A 19911-nucleotide genomic window follows, 5' to 3' on the forward strand; every position below is an offset into this window, starting at 1 on the left:
CTTCCATGACCACCGAGCATCTGCCGGAGGCCGGACCAGCCTCCACCCGGGGACGGCCGCGCGACACCACGCGCGACCGTGCACTGATGGAGGCCACCCTCGCCGTTCTGCAGAGCCACGGTTACAGCGGTCTGACCACCGCTGCCGTGGCCAAGGAGGCCGGGGTCTCCACCGCGACCCTGTACCGCCGCTGGCGCTCCAAGGAACACCTGGTCGTGGGCGCCGCCCGCACCTGGGCCGAGGAACTGGGCCCCGACCACGACACCGGGAGCCTGCGCGGGGACCTGGCAGCCCTGCTGCACGACAAAGCACACGCCCTGGAGGGCCCATCCGGACGCCTGTTGCGCGCTGTGCTCGGCGAGGCCGCCCACAACCGGGCCCTGGCCGAGGTGCTCTTCACCGACTTCGTGGTGCCCTTGCAGGGACGGGTCTCGGCCCTGCTGGAGCGGGCCGCCCGCCGCGGTGAGATCGACCCGGTGGAGGAACCGGAGGTGGTCGGTGAGTTGGTCATCGGCCCCATGGTCAGCCACACCTACCTCATCCCCCACACCCCCGGTCCGGGCCCAGGGCCCGGACCACAGATGGCGGACAAACTCCTGCCTTATCTCCTGCGCGCGCTGGGCGCCCGTACCTGAGCCCCGCCCCGAGCGTTGGGCGCGCCCCCGTGCGCCGGCAGCGTGTCCGGCGTGGGACGGCCACGACCGAGGAACGGGGACCACTGTGCACGACGACCGGCGGTTGGACGAAGCACGACCGGGCCGGGTACTGGCCGAGCGGGTCTGGCCCGCGGTACACATCCGGACGGCCCCCTTGGACGTGGTCCGATGGGACGCACCCGGCGAACCCGTGCCCGCAGAGGAGGGCATCAACGTCCCCTACGCGCCCGCCCGCGTCGGCCAGGGGTCCGGCCCCGGCCCCGAGGGCCGTCCGTTGTACCGGATCGCCCGCGCCGACCTGGCCGTCTTCGAACCCCAGGTGTGGGAGTCGGCCCTGGACCTGCAGGTCGCCGGCGACCTCGTGCGCGAACTCGACACCGGCGACCCGCCGCTGGGGACTGCTGCGTGCCCTGGAACGGGCCCCGGACGCTCTGGACCTGCAGGCGATCCCCACCACCGCCCGCCGTGCCCGCACGCTCCTGGCCCCGTCCTGGCCTCACCCGCCACGACCAGTTCCCACCGCGTCTCGGCCGTCGGGCACGCCCACATCGACTCCGCCTGGCTCCACCGGTACGCGAGACCGTGCGCAAGGCCGTGCGCACCAGCGCCAACGTCCTGTCCCTGATCCACGACCCCGACCTGTTCGCCCGGATCGGGCGGGCCGCCCGTGAGGGACGGTTCGTTCCCGTGGGCGGCATGTGGGTGGAGTCAGGCACCGACATGCCCGGCTCCGAGGCCCTGGCCCGCCAGTTCAGCTTCGGGAAACGTTTCTTCCGCGGCGATCTGGGCGTGGACACCCAGGAGGTGTGGCTGCCCGACTCCTTCGGCTGTCAGTCTTGTCCGAGAGCGCTCCGGCCTTCAGGCCGGAGGCGAACCGGCTCTCATCTGCGCGGTGGGTTCTCGGCCGTGTACTTGCTGTGTTGCCGGCGGGTGAGAACCGAACCCGTCGGCACGTCGCCGCCGGGCGGGCCGAGGCCCTGAACGCCTGCGGAGGCAGGGTAGGACCCCGTCTTCCGGGTGGGGCACCGGCCGGTGAGACGGGAACCGGCGGACGCCGCGATGCGCACCGCGCCTACAGCCGCAAGGCTGGAGGAGTCCCCGAGGGCTCACCCCGGGGAGGACGTCAACGGATCAACCTGCCCCGGCGACGCGCCGAGCCGCTCGGCCACCCGCGTGCGGGTTCCCGGCGAACCGATGATGGTCGGACGCAGGCCACACCCGTCGAGACCACGAGGGGCCCCGCATGCCCAAGCCCGATCCGCAGCGCCCGCTGACCCTGCACATCGGCCGGGACGAGCTGATCCTGCGCCAGCGCTACGAGGTGATCAGCATCGTCAACGACCTCCTGATCGCGGTCTGGTTCATCATCGGCAGCATCATGTTCTTCTTCTCCGAACTGATGGTGGCCGGCACCTGGTGTTTCCTTGCGGGCAGCGTGGAACTGCTGATCCGCCCGCTCATCCGGCTCACCCGCCAGGTCCATGTCCAGCGCCTGCAGGCCCGGGGCGCCGGCTCCGGGCTCGCTCCGGGTTCTTCCCAGGATTTCTGAGCGGACCGGGCGGACGGCCGCCGGCCGCTCGCGCATACGGTCGGCGGCGGATCGGCGCCCGGGTGGTGCCGCTGCCGTGCCCGGACGTACCCGTCCCGGTCGGTCCCGTGTGCCGGTGCCGGACCGGCCCACGGAACCGGGGCCGACTCAGCGGGCCGGCAGGATCCGGCCGTGCACCTGGCCGAAGTGCACGGTGGCGCCTTCCGCTCCGGGCGCGGTCGCGGTGATGGTGACCTCGTCACCGTCCTCCAGGAACGTGCGCTCGGTACCGTCCGGCAGGGTGATGGGGTCCTTGCCGCTCCAGGTCAGCTCCAGCAGGCACCCGCGCTGCTCGGGGTCCGGGCCGCTGACCGTGCCGGAGGCGAACACGTCGCCGGTACGCAGGCACGCGCCGTTGACGGTCATGTGTGCCAGCTGCTGGGCGGCGGTCCAGTACATCGCCGAGAACGGCGGACGTGCCACCCGGTGCCCGTTCAGGTGCACCTCCAGTTGCAGGTCCAGGCCCCAGGGCTCGGCGCCCTTCAGGTACGGCAGGGGTTCGGGGTCCTGCGCGGGCTGTTCCACCCGGGCCGGTTCCAGGGCGGCCACCGGAACGATCCACGGCGAGACCGAGGTCGCGAAGGACTTGCCCAGGAAGGGGCCCAGCGGCACGTACTCCCAGGCCTGCAGGTCGCGTGAGGACCAGTCGTTGAGCAGGAAGACCCCGAAGACGTGCTCGGCGAAGGAGTCCACGGGGACGGGTTCCCCCAGGGGGCTGGGCGTGCCCACCACGAACCCGACCTCGGCCTCGATGTCCAGGCGCGCCGACGCGCCGAAGGTGGGCGCGTCGGCGCCCGGGGGCTTGCGCTGGCCGCTGGGGCGCACCACTTCGGTGCCCGAGACGACCACGGTCCCGGCCCGGCCGTGGTAACCGATCGGCAGGTGCTTCCAGTTGGGGGTCAGCGGTTCCTGCTCGGGGCGGAAGATCCGTCCCACGTTGGAGGCGTGGTGCTCGGAGGCGTAGAAGTCCACGTAGTCGGCCACGGTGAAGGGCAGGTGCAGCCTGACCGAGGAACGCTCCACCAGGTGCGGGCGCACCGTCTCCTCGTGGGCGGGATCGGTCAGCCAGGTCTGCAGGGCTCGGCGCACCTGGTCCCAGACCGGGCGTCCGGCCCCCATGAGTGTGTCCAGGGAGGGGCCCTGGACCAGGTCGGCGAAGGGGGCCCCCACCGCGTGTGCGGCCGCACCCAGGTCGAGCACGTGGGCACCGATCGCCACACCGGTGCGGCGGTCAGTGCCCTCGGCGTCGGTGCTGAACACGCCGTAGGGCAGGGTGGCCAGGCCGAACTCGGCGTCCGGCTCCAGGTCGAGCCAGCTTTCGGGCATCAGGATGTCGCTTTCGTGTGTGGTCGGTCAGGATGTGGTCGCAGGCAGTTCACCGAGCACCACCAGGTCCTCCAGCGGCTCGGTGATGCTGCAGGTGCCGAAGGAGTGGAAGGTCTCCCGTACCCGCTCGGACCGCTCGTCGGGCAGACGGGAGGCTGCGGCGGCCAGGGCCGGGCCGTCGCGTTCGGCCAGGACCGCCTCGGCGTCGGCGGCCGTAGCGCCCTCCAACAGGGCAGCCGTGGCCAACAGCACGTTGAGGAAACCGTGCTGTTCGAAACCCTCGGGGGTGGTGTGGCGCACCGCGTGGTGCAGACCGGCGGTGCACTTGAAGGACAGCCCGGAGCCGACGGCCGCGTGCAGGTTCACGGCGAGTTCGGCCTCGCCGGGGTGGGCCCGGGCCACGACACCGCCGGTGCGGAACTTGGCCCGGTGGCCGCTCCCGGCGAGTGCGGCCAGGTCGTCGGGGACCCGGCCCTGCCGGGAGATCTCCACGTAGGCGCGCACGCCCGCAGGCAGATGACGGTCCAGGGCCTCGGTCACGGCAGCGACCCCGCCCGGTTCTGCGGCCACTTCCAGCCCCACCAGGTGCAGACGTGCCTGCTGTGCGGCGGCCACGGCCCCGGGGACCGCCTCGGCCCCTCCGGGCACGGTGACCACGGTCGCCAAGGGCGCGTGGTCACCCTCCTCCCGATCCAGCAGCGTGCGCAACTCGGCCACGCGCGCGTCGGGAACCAGGAAGGGGCCCACGTACTGGGCTCGGTGCCCGGCCCGGTGGTTCCTGTGCTCGGGCAGGGCCTGGCCCAGGGGCGCGTTCCCGGGCGGGAAGAGCGCCGCGTCGTCGAAGAGTCCCCGGTACAACAGCCCGTTCATCGGTTCTTGCTCCCTCCGGCCCAGGTCCAGGCGTAGGCCCCGTCGTCGACAGCCCGACCCCCCTCGCCCAGGTCCAGCGGGCGGAAGGTGTCGACCATGACGGCCAGTTCGTCGAAGGCCTCCGCGCCGATGCTGCGCTCGTAGGCGCCGGGCTGAGGGCCGTGGGAGTGCCCGCCCGGGTGCAGGGAGATCGACCCCTGCCCGATACCCGAGCCCTTGCGGGCCGAGTAGTCGCCGCCGCAGTAGAACATCACCTCGTCGGAGTCGACGTTGGCGTGGTAGTAGGGCACCGGGATCGCTCCCGGGTGGTAGTCGACCTTGCGGGGCACGAAGTTGCAGATGACGAAGTTGTGCCCCTCGAAGACCTGGTGGACCGGCGGCGGCTGGTGCACCCTGCCGGTGATGGGCTGGAAGTCCTCGACGTTGAACACGTACGGGTACAAGCACCCGTCCCAGCCCACGACGTCGAAGGGGTGCGTGGGGTAGGTGTAGCGGGTTCCGGCGATCCCGCCGGGGCCCGGGCCGCGGTGCTTGATCAGGACGTCGACCATCTCCCCCTCGGCCAGGAGCGGTTCGGTGGGCCCGCGCAGGTCGCGTTCGCAGTAGGGGGAGTGCTCCAGGAACTGACCGTAGCGCGACAGGTAACGCTTGGGCGGTGCGATGTGGCTGCTCGCCTCGATCGCGTAGGCACGCAGGGGCTCCTCCCCCGTGGGCACCCACCGGTGGGTGGTGGCCCGCGGGATGAGGACGTAGTCGCCGGGGCCTGCTTCCAGCGTCCCGAAGACGGTCTCCACACGGCCCCGGCCGGACTCGACGTAGACGCATTCGTCGCCGATGCCGTTGCGGTACAGCTGCGAGGGCGCTCCGGCGGCCACGTAGGAGATGCGTACGTCCTCGTTGCCCAGTACCAGGCGCCGCGACTGCACGACGTCCGCCGACTTCCACCCCTGTGCCGGGAAGAGGTCGTGCAGTTTCAGGTGGCGCGGGATCAGGGGGCTGTTGGGGGTGCGGGTCTGTTCGGGCACCTGCCAGGGGGCGGCGTCGGCGATGGCCGAGGGGATCGCCTTGTGGTACAGCAGCGAGGAGTCGCTGGAGAAGCCTTCCTCCCCCATGAGCTCCTCGTAGTAGAGCCCGCCCCGGGGGTTGGGGTGCTGGGTGTGTCGGGTCCGGGGCACGTCCCCGACCTGGCGGTAGTAGGCCATGGTTGCCTTCCTTCCTCGTGCCGTGAGCGCTCTTCAGGGGGTGGTGCGGGCACCGGCGGTGCCGTCGGCGGGGGAGGTCTGGGGCGGGACGGGCACGGTTCCCAGAGCGGTGTGCACTGCGGCGTGCACGGCTGCAGCGTCGGTTCCTTCGACCACGGCGGCGATGTGGGCGTCGGGGCGTACCAGCCACACCTGCCCGGTCCGTGGTTCGAGCGCGCGGGCGAGGGTTCCGTCGGCGTCCAGGTCGCTGATGCGGTGCACGGCCACGGGGGCGGAGGTGGCCTGCTCGGCTGCGGTGCGTACCGTCTCGGTGAACCGCGGACCGGTGGTGTCCTCGGGGGTGGGCCCCAGCAGCAGGGTCAGGCCCCGGCGCAGGAGCTGGCGCAGCCGGGCGGGGCCCCGGTCGGTGCGCACAGGCACGTCGGGCATCAGCACACCGGGGCAGGGCTCGGGGGTCCGTCCGCGCGGGGGCCGTCCGCCGAAGGGCCGTTCGGGGCAGGGGGTGGTCAGGTCGGAGTCGGTGTACCAGAAGGGTTCGGCCAGGCGCCCGGAGTCGACCCGGTGGTGGTAGGCGGGGTCGGTCACGGCGCGTTCGAGCACGGTGCGGCGTACTTGCTGTTCCTCCTCGTCGCGGGGCACGAGGAAACGCATGGTGGCGCTGGTGACGTCGGCGTTCTCCAGCGCGGCGGCGTGGCGTTCGGTGTGGTAGCTCTCCAGCAGGTTCTCCCCGGCCCACCCGCTTCGTACGTAGGCGATCTTCCAGGCGGCGTTCTCGGCGTCGGGGACCCCGGAGTTGAGGCCGCGCGCGCCGAAGGGTGCCACCAGGTGGGCGTTGTCGCCCAGGAGCAGGACCCGGCCCACCCGCATGCGGTCGGCCACGCGGGTGTGGAAGCTGTAGACCGAGCGCCAGACGATCTCGTAGGGGGCCTGGCCGATGATCCGGCGGATGCGTTCCTCCAGGCGTCCGTCGTCCTCCTCGGCCTGCAGGTCGAAGTCGGCCGGGACCTGCCAGTCGATGCGGTAGACCGAGTCGGGGCAGGGGTGGATGAGCACCTGCCGTCCCGGGTTCCACTCGGGGTCGAAGTAGAAGCGGCGTTCGCGCTGCCAGTGCCCCAGGTCGGCCCGGATGTCGCAGATGAGGAAACGGTCGTCGAAGCTGGTGCCCTCGAAGCCGATCCCCAGGGCCTTGCGCACCACACCGCCGTGGGCGCCCAGGCACGACAATGCGTGGGAGCCGCGCAGGCGCACCGGCCCCCGAGGGCCCCGGCAGGTGATCTCCACCCCGTCAGCGTCCTGGTCCAGGGCGGTGACGGAGTGGTTCCACAGCACCCGCACCCCGGCTTGTTCCAGGAGCGGGTCCAGGAGTTCTTCCGTGCGCGACTGGGAGATGTTGACGAACGGGGGCAGCGGGGAGGCGCCGGGGTCGCTCAGGCTCAGGCTGAACAGTTCGTGGTCGCGGTAGAAGGTGCGGGCGGTGTCCCAGGTCAGGCCTTCCCGGGCGATGCGGCCGGCCCCGAGCCAGTCCCACACGTCCAGGACGTCGCGCTGTTGGCAGATGGCTTTGGACCCCACGGCCTCGCGGCGGGGGTGTTCGTCCACGACCAGTACGGGGAGCCCGCGCCGGGCCAGCAGCAGAGCTGCGGTCTGGCCGACCGGTCCGGCGCCCAGCACCAGGACGGGCTCGGTGGTGTGGGGGGTGGTGGATGGAGCGGGGGGTTCCATGGGGGGGCTCCGTTCGGCGAGGGCGCCCCGTACGGGCGCGGACGGGTGCTGAGGGCGGGTCAGCTCTGCAGCTGGTCCCAGACCTGGCGGTCGCGTTCGGCGGTCCAGATGACGGGCCGCTCGACGCCGGAGAGCTCGTCCCAGAGCCGGGAGACGTCGAAGGGCAGGCAGTGCTCGAAGATGGGCCAGTGGCCGTAGTCGTCGACCAGTGCAGCGTGGGTGGCGCCGAAGGCCTCCTTGAGGGTGCCGCCGCGTTCGTGGACGGCGCCGACCTGCTCGATCATCACGTTCAAGAAGTTGCGGGTCTGCTCGATGGCGGCCTCGACCTCGGCGCGGCCGCGGCTGACCGCCCCGCGCCCACCCACGAGCATCTGCGCGTCCAGGGCCTTGACGCGGTCGAGAGTGGGCCCGGCCCAGTCGTGGTGGAAGGCGTCGCCGGTGTAGAGGGCGGCCTGGGCCTCGACGAGGTCGCCGGCGAAGAGGATCTTCTGCTGAGGCAACCAGGCCACGATGTCGCCCTCGGTGTGGCCGCGGCCCAGGTATTGCAGGACGAGTTCGCCCCGGTCGCCGCCCAGGTCGATGGTGGTGCGGTCGGCGAAGGTCTGTGTGGGCCAGGTCAGGCCGGGTACCGAGTCCGCGTCCTTGGCCAGGCGGGGCATGCGCCCGAACTCGCTCTCCCAGTCCTCCTTGCCGCGTTCGCGGACGAGCTCGTAGGTCTTCTCGTGGGCCAGGACGATGTCGGCGTCGAAGGCACTGGCGCCCAACACACGCACGGCGTGGTAGTGGGAGAGCACCAGGTAGCGGATGGGCTTGTCGGTGTGTTTGCGCAGTTCGGTGAGCCACTCGCGGGCGGCGACGGGGGTCGCCAGGGCTTCGAAGGCGACCAGGAAGTCCTCGCCCTCGATGGCACCGATGTTGGGGTCGCCCTCGGCGGTGAGTGCGTAGACGCCGTCGGCGAGCACTTCGAGGGTCTGCTGTTTGGCCTCGGTGTCGGCGGAGGAGGCGAACGGCTTGGTGGCCATGGTCGAAGGACCTCTCACTCGTCGCGGGCGGCTACCGCCACCCAAATGATCAAACGTTTGATGAAGATGACCGTAACGTGGCGCACACCACACGACCAAGAGGCGTGGGCCAGACACTTGCGTGATACAGATCACATAATAGCCAGGCAAAGCGGAACACTCCGGCCGGCGACGCGCCCCCGGCCGCACGTGGTGCAGGAACAGGGCCCCGCCCTCCCTGCCCTGGCCACGAGCCGCCTCCCTCGGCCCGCACCATCCCCCGGAAACAGAGCTTTGCGGCTTTAAGGTGAACCGGTGACCCACGAGAGCGCTCCCCCGAACGAACTGACCTTCTGGTCGTTCGTGGACTTCGCCGTGCGCAAGGCCCAACAGGAATTGCCCGCGGTCGACACCGACGCCATGCGCATGGCCCTGACCCTGAGCCGGGCCAGCAGCATGGTCATCTACGACCTGGAGTCCACCGTCCACCGCCCCCGCGGGCTCACCTGGCCGGGCTTCCGTGTCATCTTCGCGCTCTGGCTCGCCGGGCCCATGGAGGCCAAGACCACCGCCGAGATCTCCGGGACGAGCCGGGCCGCCCTGTCCGCACTGCTCAACACCCTCGAACGCGACGGTCTCGTGGTGCGCGAACGCGCCAGCCACGACCGGCGCGCCCTGCAACTGAGCCTGACCGAAGAGGGCTACGGAGCCATCCTCGGCGGATTCCGGGCACACAACCGCCGCGAGAGCGCCTGGGCCGAAGCCCTGGAACCGGATGAACGCACCGAACTGGTACGCCTGCTCAACAAACTCATGGCCGGATCCACCGACGCCAAAGCCAAGTTCCGCAGCTGAACCCCGGGGCCCGCATCGGCCACGGCAGAACCTTGAACCCCCACCCACCGCTTGCGACGATTCACCGCATGCACGAACACCCAGCCATCCACCGGGCCCGCACCCACTTCACCCCGCGCGGCACCTACCTCGACACCGCCTCCCACGGCCTGCTCCCCCGCACCGCACGACAGGTCCTGGACGCACACACCGAGGCCGTGGCCACCGGCACCTTCCGCCCCGACCAGGGCGACATCCCCACCGAGGAGGCCCGCGCCGTCTACGCCCGCCTGAACGGGATCGGACCCGACCAGGTCGCCCTGAGCACACACGTGTCCCAACTCGTGGGCACCGTCGCCGCCTCCCTCCCGGAAGGCTCCGAGGTCCTCGCCCCCGAACGCGAGTTCGCCTCCGCCGTGCAGCCCTTCGCCCGCCACCCGGGGCTGACCGTACGCGAGGCGCCCCTGCACGAACTGGCCGAGCACGTGGGCCCGGCCACCACACTGGTGACCGTCTCGGCCGTGCAGTCCTCCGACGGCGCCCTGGCCCCGCTGCAGGACCTGGCCCGCGCCTGCGTCGACCACGGGGCCCGCCTGCTGGTGGACACCACCCAGTCAGCCGGATGGCTGAGCCTGCCGCAGGTACCGATCGACTACACCGTGTGCTCCACCTACAAGTGGCTGCTGGCCCCGCGCGGCACGGCTTTCCTCACCGGCACCCGCGAGGCCCTGGCACAGCTGCACCCCCTGGCTCCCTCCTGGTACGCTTCCGAGCACCCCTGGCAGGCGCTCTATGGCGCGGGCGCCCCGCCGGCCGGCGACGCCCGCCGCCTGGACCAGGCCCCGGTCTGGGGAGCGGCCATGGCCCTGGCCCAGAGCCTGCGGGTGATCGAGGAGACCGGGACGGCCGTGATCGGCGCTCACGACATCGCGCTGGCCGAGCGGCTGCGTGCCGCTCTGGGCCTGGAACCGGCCGGCTCGGCGATCGTCTCGCTCCCGGTCTCGGAACGGGCCGCCGCCCGGGTCGCCGAGGCCGGTGTCGCCACGTCCACCCGCAACGGGCGCATGCGCGTGGCCTTCCACCTGTACAACACCGACGAGGACGTCGATCGCCTGCTCACGGCGCTGGACTGAGCCCGGGGACGACCGCGCGAACCAGCCTCCGGACCCGGGTCGGGGGCAGGTTCAGAAGATCAGGCCGCAGATCGCCGGATCGGGCCGGAACAAGGCAGTGTCCAGGCGCGCCACCGCACCGGGGGTGTGCTCGGTGACCAGCCCCGCACGCAACGGACCCAGGAGCGGGCGCTGACCCAGGTGGGCCGCGCCCAGATGGGACACGTCCAGCGACACGTCCGGTGCGGCATCGGTGGTTTCCACTCTCGCGCCGTCGGGTCCGCCCTCGACGTGCCAGGTCCCCGCGTTCCAGGGGGCGTAGCGGTCGGTGATCCCCAGGACCGCCTCGAAGGGGGCCGCGTAGGTGCGTTCGGACAGCGCCGCGGGCATATCCACCAGCCGGATCCACAGGGAGTCGACCGGTGTGGTCTCCAGCTTCTGGTGGTCGACGAGCAGGTGCTCGAGCGGGTCGTCCTGGGCCAGCCAGGAGAACTCCACCCGGGTGATGAGGTCGAAGGAGAACAGGTGCTCGTACAGGGCCGTGTGCGCGGCCGGGGTGAGGGCCACGGCCTCCTGCACGTGCAGCACGCTCCTGGAACCGTGGACCGACCAGCGGCGTTCGGCCCGGTGCAGCGCATACCCCACAGGGCCGTCGGGCCCCTGGACCACCGAGACCCGCAGCGGCCCCTTGCCGCCGCGCTCGGCCGGGTCATCCTTCAGGAGCCGGTCCCACCACGCCCGGTCCCGGGCGAACCGGCCCAGCTGGGTACGGGCCACCCGGGCGAAGACCTCCTCCACCGCGGCGCGGGCCGCACCGGGCCGCTCCAGCAGGACCCGCAGACCACCATCGCGCGGGGCATCGGCACGCAGCGCCGCATGGTGGACATCGATGGCGGCCTCGGTCTCGGTGACGGCGAGCCCGAACCCGTAACGTCCGTAGATCCCGCTCTCGGAGGCCCACAGCGCGGCGTAGTGCTCACCGTCAGCCTTCAGGTCGGCCAGTTGGCGGCGCATCAGCGCACTGAGTACCCCTTGTCGCCGATGCGTGGGCCAGACCCCCACACCGGTCACGCCCGCGACGCGGCGCACCCCGCCGGGCAGAGCCATGTCGAAGGCGTGCGAACGCGTGCTGCCCACGATGGCGCCGTGTTCGTCGGTGGCCGCCAGGATCCGCCCGTAACCGTGGTGTTCGGGGAAGTGGTGCAACCGCTCACCGACCTCCTCGGGCAGATCCGGGGCGATCATGGCCGTCAAGGTCACCTCCGCCACTTCGGGGAGTTCGTCGCGGTCGATGCCGCGCACGGTCCAAGGGCCGGCCGTTTCGGGTGTGGGCATGGTGGTCCCGGTGCCCGTGCGGGCACCGGCCTCCTCGTCTTTCCGGGGTGCGGGGCGTGGTCGGGGATCGGTGCCGCGCAAAGGGGCGGCCCACCGGCGCGGGACAGCACCGGCAGGGCTCGACGGTACCGGGTCCGTGCCAGGTCGTGGGGCCCGCGAGCGCACCCCCGCACCCGTGCACGGAAGCAAGGTCCGGACTGCACGGGACGAGCACCGGCGCCTCTTGCCCGGACCGTGCGCGGGCGGCGGGCAGGCACGGAGGCAGGAACGCAAAAGCTCGGGCGGGACAGGCCGGGGACCGCGGACACGACCATGGGGTGAGAAAACCAGATCCGGGGCAGGAACGGCCACCGGTTTTCCTCACGAGGGCGGACCCGGAAGGCATAACGGACCCGCACCGGGGAAGGCATCGGCCCGTGACGAACCCATACCCCTCCCACTCCCCCGGCCCCCTCGTCCTGGGTGTGGACGCGGGCGGCACCAGGACCCGCGCCCTGGTCACCACACTCTCGGGCCACCGTCTGGGTGAGGCCTTCGCCGAGGGCGCCAACCCCAACTCCCACGGCACCGACCTGGCCTCCCAACGCTTGACCGAGGCCGTGTCCGGGGCCCTGGACCGGGCAGGGCCCGGTGCCCGTCGAGCCCTGGCCACGACCGCGGTCGGCCTGGCCGGGGTATCGGCCCTGGCCGACGGAACGGTACGCGAACGCATGCACCTCGCCCTGGCCCGTGCGGGGGTGGAGAACGAGGCGGTCTTCACCGGCGACGACGAGGTGGCCTTCGCATCAGGCACCTGCGCGCCGGACGGGGTGGTACTCATCGCCGGAACCGGGGCCATCGCCGCCCGTGTCCAGGAACGTGTACGCACCGACGTCGCCGACGGCCTGGGATGGCTGGTGGGCGACGCCGGATCGGGGTTCTGGATCGGGCACCGGGCCGCCCGCGCCAGCGCACGGCAGCTGATGGCCGGGCACGAACCGGGCCCTCTGACCCGAGCAGTACTGGCCCGTGCCCTGCCCGAAGGTCAGAACCTGGCCCCGCGCGAACGTGCACGCGCCCTGGCCCGGGCCTTGACGGCGGCCCCGCCCATCGACCTGGCCCAGCTGGCACCCCTGGTGAGCCGGGCCTGCGAACAGGGTGATGCCTCGGCCGCACACATCGTGGCCCGCGCCGCCCGGCACCTGGCCGACTCGGTGCGGTCGGTGCGCGAGAGCGGTGAGCGCACCCCGGTGGTCCTGGCCGGCGGGGTGCTGTCCCGGTCCGGCCCGGTGCGCACGGCGCTGGTGCGCGAGCTCTCCCCCGAGGCACCGGTGGTCACAGCCGGGTGCACGGCCGGAGGAGCGGCCTGGACAGCAGCCCTGCGCGCGGGCCTGTCGGCCGGGGACCGGTACACGCACGGGGTCTTCACCCACCCGCCCGAGCACGGCCCCGGGTGAGACCACCTGCCTCGTCACGGCGTACACAGGCAGGGACGGTTTGCCGGGGGCTCCTTCACCGCCTACGGTGTGCTTGGTTAGGCTTACCTAACCATGAACTTGGAGGAGGGAGCGCCGTGGCCGAGCAGAAGCCGCGCAAGAGGACCGTCCACACCGGAACGGTCGAGTCCACCGAGCGGCTCAGCCCGCACATGGTCCGCATCGTCCTGGGCGGCGAGGGGCTGGACCGGTTCGACACCGACGGCCACACCGACCACTACGTCAAACTCTTCTTCCCCGGGACCGAGGACCTGAGCACCACAGACCTGGAACACACCCTCAACCACGGTCCCCGCTCGCAGTGGCCCACCACCCGCACCTACACCGTCCGCCACTGGGACCGGCAGAAACGCCTGCTCACCATCGACTTCGTCACCCACGGCGACACCGGCCTGGCCGGCCCCTGGGCCGAGGCCGCCCGCCCCGGCCACACCCTGCACTTCACCGGCCCCGGCGGCGCCTACAGCCCCTCCCCCGAGGCCGACTGGCACCTGCTCGCCGGTGACGAGAGCGCCCTGCCCGCCATCGCCGCCGCCCTGGAAGGCCTGCCCCGGGGCGCCACCGCCCACGTCTACATCGAGGTCGCCGGCCCCGAGGAGGAGCAGGCCCTTGCCACCGGCGAAGGCGTCCACCTGCACTGGCTCCACCGCGGCGACGGCGTCGTCGGCTCCGCCCTGGTACCGGCCGTACGCGCCCTGGACTTCCCCGCCGGGCGCGTCCACGCCTTCGTGCACGGGGAAGCCAACGCCGTCCGCGACCTGCGCCGTCTACTGCGTATCGAACACGCCCTGCCCAAGGAATGGCTGTCGGTTTCGGGGTACTGGCGCCTGGGCCGCAACGAGGACACCTGGCAGTCCACCAAGAGCGAGTGGAACCGCGGCGTCGAGAACGAGGAACAGGCCGCCCTGGCCGCCACCGCCGGCTGAACCGCACCCCGGCACAGCACACGCCCGCCGCCCCTGACCCGGGCGGCGGGCACCGCCCACCTCAAAGGTCCAAGCGGTCCAACGCCGACAGGTACCCCTCGGAGAAGGTCGGGAACTGGAACACCGCGTTGCGCAACGTCTGCACCGGGACACGCGCCCGGATCGCCAACGCCGCGGTGTGGATCCACTCCGAGGACAGCGGCGCGAACGCCCACGCCCCCACCAACATCCCCGAGGAGCGGTCCGCGACCAGCCCCATCCTGGCCACGGGGTCGGAGGCGTAGGTCCAGGGCCGGGCCAGTTCCGCGGTCAGGTCCGCCTCCGCCACCACCGGGTCCAGTCCCCTCTCACGCGCGGCGGCCTCGGTCAGACCCGCCGCGGCCACCTCCGGAAAACTGAAGACCACCCGGGGCACCCCCGTGTAGTCGGCCCGGTGCTCACGGCCGAACATGTTGTCGGTCACCACCCGCGCCTGATACTTGGCCACGTGCGTGAACATCGCCTGCCCTGTCAGGTCACCGACCGCCCACAGGCCCGGTGCCAGTCGGCAGTGTTCGTCCACCGCCGGCAGGCCCCCGTCGGTGTCCACCCCCACCTCGTCCAGACCCAACCCCTCGGCCCTGGGCCGGCGCCCGGTGGCCAGTACCACCACATCGGTCTCCACCCGGGTGCCGTCGTCCAGGTGCGCGAGCACCCCGCGCCCCTGGCGGGCCACCGAGGAGACCTGCGTGCCGGTGCGCACGTCGATCCCCTCGCGTTCGAACCGGTCGGCGATCAACTCACACAGGCGCGGGTCCTCGCGGTCCAACAGCCGCTCACCGCGCTGGACGACGGTGACCCGGCTGCCCAACGCCGCCAGGAACTGGCTCAGCTCCACCCCCACCGCGCTACCGCCGACCACCACCGCCCGCTCGGGGACGGACTCCAGCGTGGTCGCCTCCCGGTTGGTCCACACCACGTCCGAGCCCAGATCGGACAACCCGTCGATCGGGGGGACCACGGGCTCGGACCCGGTCGCCAGTACCACGTGCTCGGCGCTCAGTTCGGTGCCGTTGACCACCACCCGCCAGGGATCGCGTCCCACCAGACGGGCCCGGCCCTTGAACACCTGCGCGCCCAGTTCCCGGTAGTCCTCCACCTGCGCCGAGTCGTCCAGGTGGCGGATCATGCCGTCGCGGTACCCGCGCAGACCGTCCCAGTCCAGTTCGGGCCGGGAGAGCCCGGCCACCCCGGCCGCCTCCCACTGCGCCTCCGGGGCCCGCAACAGCACCTTGGAGGGGATACACGCGTAGTAGCCGCACTCGCCCCCGATCAGGCCGCTCTCGACCACCGCCACGTTCTGACCCTCACCCAGCAGCCTCGAGGCCACCGACTCACCACCGGGCCCCATGCCCACCACGATCGTGTCCAGGTGCTCCATTGCCTGCCCCCTCATATGCCCCGTGTCTCTGGCTCCGGGTCGATGGTCTCCTTCCCGACCCCGGGCCGGAGCATGCGACACGGGCCGCCCCACCCGTGCCTCCCGCCCCCGGCTCCGGCCCTGTTCGGGCAGGACGCGCCCCTCCACCGAGGGCACCCGTATCCCTCCGGGCATGGTGTACTTGGCGCTGAGCACTCTTGCCGTGTCGACGGAGAAACAAGGGGGAGCGCCGCCCCGGCCCAGACACATGTCCACTCAGAGCATCATCCTCGTCCTCGACCTGACGGGTGTTTTCGCGTTCGCGCTGGACGGGGCCCTCACCGGTGTCCGCACCGCACGTGTGGACCTCGTCGGTGTCACGGTTCTGGGCGTGACCACCGCCCTGGGCGGGGGCATCATCCGCGACCTCCTGCTCGGCCAGACCCCCGCCACTTTCCAGGACTGGCGCTACATCGTCGTCGCACTGGCCGGCGCCACCCTGGCCTTCTTCCTCAGCAGCCAACTACAGCACCTGGCCACACCGATCCAGCTCTTCGACGCCGCCGGGTTGAGCCTGTTCGCCGTCATCGGTGCCACCAAGGCCATCGAAGTCGGTTTCGGCCCCCTCCAAGCCGTTCTGCTGGGCACGATCACCGGCGTGGGAGGCGGAACCATCCGCGACGTGCTCCTGAACCGGATCCCTGTGGTGCTCAGCGCCAACTCACGCCTGTACGCCATCCCTGCACTGCTGGGCGCCGGCGTGGTCGTGCTCTTCGACACGATCGGCCTGGGGTCGATCTGGTTCGCCGTCGCGGGTGCCCTGCTGTGCTATTGCGTGCGCGTGCTCTCCCTGTACTTTCGCTGGAACGCCCCACCCCCGCCCGGAGCGCCGCCGGCCTAGGTGTGTCGTTCGGCGACGGGCCCGCCGGACCACACACCCGGACCGTTGTCGGAACCGAGGCCGCAGGAAACCCGTTCACCCCACCGCGGGTGGTCCCCCCGGCTCCCGCGTGCCCCGTCCCTCGGCCTCCTCCGTCCAGGAAGGCCCAGGCGCCCGGGCGGCGACCTCCCGCAAGGTCGCGACCATCGCCGGGACCGGTTCGGGAGGGCGGCGCCGGTGCACCACGTAGATCTCCCGGGCCGGTGAGACGTCGCTGAGCGGACGGCTGACCCAGCCCCCGCCCCGTGCCGCTCCCAGGATCGACTGCGGTACCAGCGCGACCCCCACACCGGCCTCGATCAGGGCCAGCGCCACTTCGTAGTCACGGGTCTCGTAAGCCACCGACAAGCGCACCCCCGCTTCGGCCGCCGCGGTGTCCAAGCTGATGCGGTTGTGGATCCCGGGCGCCCCGCAGATCCATTCCTCCTCGGCCAGGTCGGCCAACGACAGTCGGCTGTCTGCCAAGGCATGGCCCCGGGGCGCCACCGCCAACAAGGGATCGACGAGGACACGTTCACGGTGCAGGCCCGAGGCGGGCGGCAACGGCACCCCCGGGTAGCGGTGGGTGATGAGCAGATCCAGCTCGCCGGAAGTGACCTGGCCGTGCCCTCCGGGGGGTTCGACGTCGAACAGGGACAGGCGCACGTGCGGGTGCTCGTGGCCGAACAGCGCCAACGTCTGCGGCAGCAGGACCTTGCCCGCGCTGGCGAAGGCCCCCAACGAGAGTTGGCTGGATTCCTGGCCGCCCACCGCACGCACGGCCCTTTCGGCATCGCGCAATTCTCCCAGGACCCGTTCGCCGCGCTCGAGCAGCACCCGGCCCGCCTCGGTCAGGCTCGCCCCGGTACGCCCGCGCTCCACCAGCAGCACCCCCACCTCCCGCTCCAGCTTGGTCAGCTGCTGCGAGAGCGCGGGCGGGGTGTAGGACAGACGTTCGGCCGCCGCGGCGATGGAACCGGCATGGGCGATCTCCACCAGTACACGCAACCGGTTGGCGTCGAGCACGGCATCCCCTCTTCGAGCAAACCTTGAGACAAAGCAAAGCTTAATGATCTTTAGTAGAGGCAACTTTATGTTAACCATCAGTAGCGGCACAGTGGAGGCATGAGCCCCGAGACCGCACCCACTGCGCTCGCACCCACAGCCACCGACGTGCGTGCCGCCGCCGAACGCATCGCCCCCTATGCCCGCCACACCCCCGTGCTCCACACCCGGATCGACGGACGCCCGCTCACCCTCAAACTCGAGCACCTGCAGCTGACCGGCGCCTTCAAACTGCGCGGAGCCCTCAACGCCATGCTCGGCGGGCCCGAGAGCGACCACGTCATCACCGCATCCGGCGGCAACCACGGTCTGGGGGTGGCCACCGCCGCACGGCTCTTGGGCAAACACGCCACCGTCTACGTGCCCGAGACCGTGCCCGAGGCCAAGGCCGAACCGCTGTCCCGGACCGGCGCCCGGATCGTGCGTGTGGGCGAGCACTACGCCGTGGCCGCCGAGGCCGCACGCGACCACGCCGAACGCGAGAACGTGCGCTACCTGCACGCCTTCGACGACCCGTTGGTCGTGGCCGGCCAGGGCACCATCGGCCTGGAGGTGGCCACCCAGGCCCCCGAGTGCGACACCGTGGTCGTGGCCGTGGGCGGAGGCGGGCTCGCCGCCGGGACCCGCCTGGGCGCCGGCCCGCGCCAGGTCGTGGGCGCCGAACCCGAGGGCTGCCAGAGCCTGCACGCGGCCCTGTCCCACGACCGTCCCGTACAGACCCCCGTGGACTCGGTGGCCTCCTCCGCCCTGGGCGCGGCCACCCTGGGCGAGGTGCCCTTCCAGGTCCTGCGCGAGCACCCCGTCACCCCGACGCTGGTCGACGACGCCGAGATCGTGCACGCCCAGCAGCGCCTGTGGGCGGACCTGCGCATCGCCACCGAACCGGCCGCCGCCGTCCCCTTCGCCGCCTGGCTGGCCGGCCGGGTCCCCGGGGACCGCCCCTGCCTGGTGGTGTGCGGGGCCAACGCCGACTGGCGCCCGGCCGACTGAAACACGCCCCCGGACCGCCCTGAGCACGGCCCCTCCACCGAATCCGCCACGCCCCACGCGGCCTGTGATCCGTCCCATGGTGTTTCAACCTGCGCAAAAGAGCACAGGGACCAGTAGAGGGGCCGGAGCACGGCCGGGCGGAAAAGGCCCGGTCAGCGCCGTTCGAACCGCACACGCGCTTTCCGGCCTCCCACCAGAGGGGGGTTCCCGTGACCAAGAACATCTTCGTCCTCGGTCTTGACGACCACAACCACGCAGCACTGCGTGCTCTCCCCGGGGACCACCGCTTCCATCCGCTGCTCTCCCTGGAACAACTGACCCAGGGAGAGCTGGACATGCCCGCCCTGCTCGCCCAGGCCGAGCAGCAGCTGGACAGCTTCGACGGCACCGTCGACGCCATCATCGGCTACTGGGACTTCCCGGTCAGTTCCCTGGTGCCCCTGCTGTGCGAACCACGCGGGCTGCCCCACGCCCCGCTGGAGGCCATCGTCCGGTGCGAGCACAAGTACTGGAGCCGCCTGGAGCAGCGGACCGTTGTGCCCGAGGTCGTCCCGAACTTCGCCGAGATCGACCCCGACGCCCCACACATCCCCGACGGGCTGTCCTACCCGCTGTGGTTGAAACCGGTGAAGGCCTTCTCCTCCGAACTGGCCTTCCGTGTCACCGACGACGAGGGCTTCCGCGAGGCGATGGAGGAGATCCGCCAGGGCGCCGGCCGCGTCGGAGAGCCTTTCCAGTGGATCATGGACCGGGTGCCGTTGCCCCCGAAGGTCGCCGAGGCCGGCGGAACGGCCGGTCTGGCCGAGGAGGAGGGCCAGGGACGCCAGCTCACCGTGGAGGGCTACGTCCACGGGTCCCAGCCCTACATCTACGGCGTCATCGACTCCGACTGCTACCCGGGCACCTCCAGTTTCCTGTGCTACGAATACCCCTCCAGGCAATCGGACGAGGTCCGCGAACGCCTGATCGAGTTGACCGAACGGGTCATCACCCAGGTGGGGTTGGACAACACCGCATTCAACGTCGAGTACTTCTACGATCCCCAGAAGGACTCCCTCCTCCTGTTGGAGATCAACCCCCGCCACTCCCAGTCGCACTCGGCCCTGTTCGAGAGCGTGGACGGCAGGACCAACCACGATGCGGTCCTGCGCATCGCGCTGGGGGAGGAACCCGTGCACAGCCGGAACGGGGAGTACGCTTTCGCGGCCAAGTGGTTCCTGCGCCACTTCACCGACGGCTACGTGCGCTCGGTCCCTTCCCAGGAGGAGATCGAACGCATCCAGGAACGGATCCCCGGCCTGCACGTGGAGATCGTCGCCCAGCCGGGCCAGTGGCTCTCCGAGCTGCCCGGTCAGGACAGCTACAGCTTCGAGCTCGCCGACGTCTTCGTGGGCGCCGACAGCCCCGAAGAGGCCGAGCGCATGTACCAGGAGTGCAAGGACGCACTGAGCTTCGACATCCAGGACGCCGACCACGACTGAGACGAGGGGC

General features: G+C 71.5%; 19 protein-coding genes. 11 read left to right on the forward strand and 8 right to left on the reverse strand.

Annotated elements, in window-relative coordinates:
* Positions 1 to 5: 5 nt before the first annotated feature.
* The 4 genes from D456_RS0116955 to D456_RS0116970 all read left to right on the forward strand — a co-directional run bounded on the left by D456_RS0116955 (position 6) and on the right by D456_RS0116970 (position 2205).
* Complete coding sequence (locus D456_RS0116955; RefSeq protein WP_017577374.1) at positions 6 to 635, forward strand: TetR/AcrR family transcriptional regulator; 630 nt, start codon at positions 6 to 8, stop codon at positions 633 to 635.
* A gap of 85 nt (positions 636 to 720) precedes the next feature.
* The gene (locus D456_RS26310) at positions 721 to 1281 is read left to right on the forward strand and encodes a hypothetical protein (protein WP_026115958.1); all 561 of its coding nucleotides are present in this window, start codon (positions 721 to 723) and stop codon (positions 1279 to 1281) included.
* Positions 1251 to 1637, forward strand: a complete 387-nt coding sequence (locus D456_RS27935) for a glycoside hydrolase family 38 N-terminal domain-containing protein (protein ID WP_308433795.1) — start codon at positions 1251 to 1253, stop codon at positions 1635 to 1637. Before D456_RS26310 ends, D456_RS27935 begins: the two co-directional genes overlap by 31 nt.
* A 262-nt stretch (positions 1638 to 1899) precedes the next feature.
* Positions 1900 to 2205, forward strand: a complete 306-nt coding sequence (locus D456_RS0116970) for a YrhK family protein (RefSeq protein ID WP_017577376.1) — start codon at positions 1900 to 1902, stop codon at positions 2203 to 2205.
* A gap of 147 nt (positions 2206 to 2352) precedes the next feature.
* On the opposite strand, the gene fahA is transcribed toward D456_RS0116970, so the two are convergent.
* The 5 genes from fahA to D456_RS0116995 are packed head-to-tail and all read right to left on the reverse strand — an operon-like array spanning position 2353 to position 8386.
* Positions 2353 to 3570: a fumarylacetoacetase gene (fahA, locus tag D456_RS0116975; protein ID WP_017577377.1), complete on the reverse strand. Its 1218-nt coding sequence runs from the start codon at positions 3568 to 3570 to the stop codon at positions 2353 to 2355.
* 27 nt (positions 3571 to 3597) lie between these two features.
* Positions 3598 to 4440, reverse strand: a complete 843-nt coding sequence (locus tag D456_RS0116980) for a hypothetical protein (protein WP_017577378.1) — start codon at positions 4438 to 4440, stop codon at positions 3598 to 3600.
* Complete coding sequence (locus D456_RS0116985) at positions 4437 to 5642, reverse strand: homogentisate 1,2-dioxygenase (protein ID WP_017577379.1); 1206 nt, start codon at positions 5640 to 5642, stop codon at positions 4437 to 4439. Before D456_RS0116985 ends, D456_RS0116980 begins: the two co-directional genes overlap by 4 nt.
* 33 nt (positions 5643 to 5675) lie before the next feature.
* The gene (locus D456_RS0116990; protein ID WP_017577380.1) at positions 5676 to 7364 is read right to left on the reverse strand and encodes an FAD-dependent monooxygenase; all 1689 of its coding nucleotides are present in this window, start codon (positions 7362 to 7364) and stop codon (positions 5676 to 5678) included.
* Between the two features lie 59 nt (positions 7365 to 7423).
* Complete coding sequence (locus D456_RS0116995) at positions 7424 to 8386, reverse strand: MBL fold metallo-hydrolase (protein ID WP_017577381.1); 963 nt, start codon at positions 8384 to 8386, stop codon at positions 7424 to 7426.
* Between the two features lie 294 nt (positions 8387 to 8680).
* Between D456_RS0116995 and D456_RS0117000 the strand changes: the two genes are divergently transcribed.
* Positions 8681 to 9220 carry a MarR family winged helix-turn-helix transcriptional regulator gene (locus D456_RS0117000; protein WP_017577382.1) on the forward strand — a complete coding sequence of 180 codons (540 nt, stop codon included), beginning with the start codon at positions 8681 to 8683 and terminating at the stop codon, positions 9218 to 9220.
* Between the two features lie 68 nt (positions 9221 to 9288).
* Entirely contained in the window at positions 9289 to 10332 is a 1044-nt protein-coding gene (locus D456_RS0117005) for an aminotransferase class V-fold PLP-dependent enzyme (RefSeq protein ID WP_017577383.1), read from the forward strand.
* 51 nt (positions 10333 to 10383) lie between these two features.
* Here D456_RS0117005 and D456_RS0117010 read toward each other — a convergent pair whose 3' ends face one another.
* Complete coding sequence (locus D456_RS0117010; RefSeq protein WP_017577384.1) at positions 10384 to 11646, reverse strand: GNAT family N-acetyltransferase; 1263 nt, start codon at positions 11644 to 11646, stop codon at positions 10384 to 10386.
* A gap of 416 nt (positions 11647 to 12062) precedes the next feature.
* Between D456_RS0117010 and D456_RS0117015 the strand changes: the two genes are divergently transcribed.
* Entirely contained in the window at positions 12063 to 13082 is a 1020-nt protein-coding gene (locus D456_RS0117015; RefSeq protein ID WP_017577385.1) for an N-acetylglucosamine kinase, read from the forward strand.
* A gap of 116 nt (positions 13083 to 13198) precedes the next feature.
* The gene (locus D456_RS0117020) at positions 13199 to 14047 is read left to right on the forward strand and encodes a siderophore-interacting protein (RefSeq protein WP_017577386.1); all 849 of its coding nucleotides are present in this window, start codon (positions 13199 to 13201) and stop codon (positions 14045 to 14047) included.
* Between the two features lie 61 nt (positions 14048 to 14108).
* Here D456_RS0117020 and D456_RS0117025 read toward each other — a convergent pair whose 3' ends face one another.
* Positions 14109 to 15467, reverse strand: a complete 1359-nt coding sequence (locus D456_RS0117025) for a dihydrolipoyl dehydrogenase family protein (RefSeq protein WP_017577387.1) — start codon at positions 15465 to 15467, stop codon at positions 14109 to 14111.
* Positions 15468 to 15714: 247 nt separating this feature from the next.
* Here D456_RS0117025 and D456_RS0117030 point away from each other — a divergent pair, with 247 nt between their 5' ends.
* Positions 15715 to 16347 (forward strand): trimeric intracellular cation channel family protein, encoded by a 633-nt coding sequence (locus D456_RS0117030; protein ID WP_017577388.1) that lies wholly within the window; start codon positions 15715 to 15717, stop codon positions 16345 to 16347.
* 75 nt (positions 16348 to 16422) lie between these two features.
* On the opposite strand, the gene D456_RS0117035 is transcribed toward D456_RS0117030, so the two are convergent.
* Positions 16423 to 17391 carry a LysR family transcriptional regulator gene (locus tag D456_RS0117035; protein WP_017577389.1) on the reverse strand — a complete coding sequence of 323 codons (969 nt, stop codon included), beginning with the start codon at positions 17389 to 17391 and terminating at the stop codon, positions 16423 to 16425.
* Positions 17392 to 17490: 99 nt separating this feature from the next.
* On the opposite strand from D456_RS0117035, the gene D456_RS0117040 reads away from it, so the two are divergent.
* Together D456_RS0117040 and D456_RS0117045 are read left to right on the forward strand one after the other, a co-directional pair.
* Positions 17491 to 18420, forward strand: a complete 930-nt coding sequence (locus D456_RS0117040; RefSeq protein WP_017577390.1) for a threonine/serine dehydratase — start codon at positions 17491 to 17493, stop codon at positions 18418 to 18420.
* Between the two features lie 209 nt (positions 18421 to 18629).
* Entirely contained in the window at positions 18630 to 19901 is a 1272-nt protein-coding gene (locus D456_RS0117045) for an ATP-grasp domain-containing protein (RefSeq protein ID WP_017577391.1), read from the forward strand.
* Positions 19902 to 19911 lie beyond the last annotated feature (10 nt).

The sequence above is a fragment of the Nocardiopsis kunsanensis DSM 44524 genome, from assembly GCF_000340965.1.
Lineage (GTDB): Bacteria > Actinomycetota > Actinomycetes > Streptosporangiales > Streptosporangiaceae > Nocardiopsis > Nocardiopsis kunsanensis.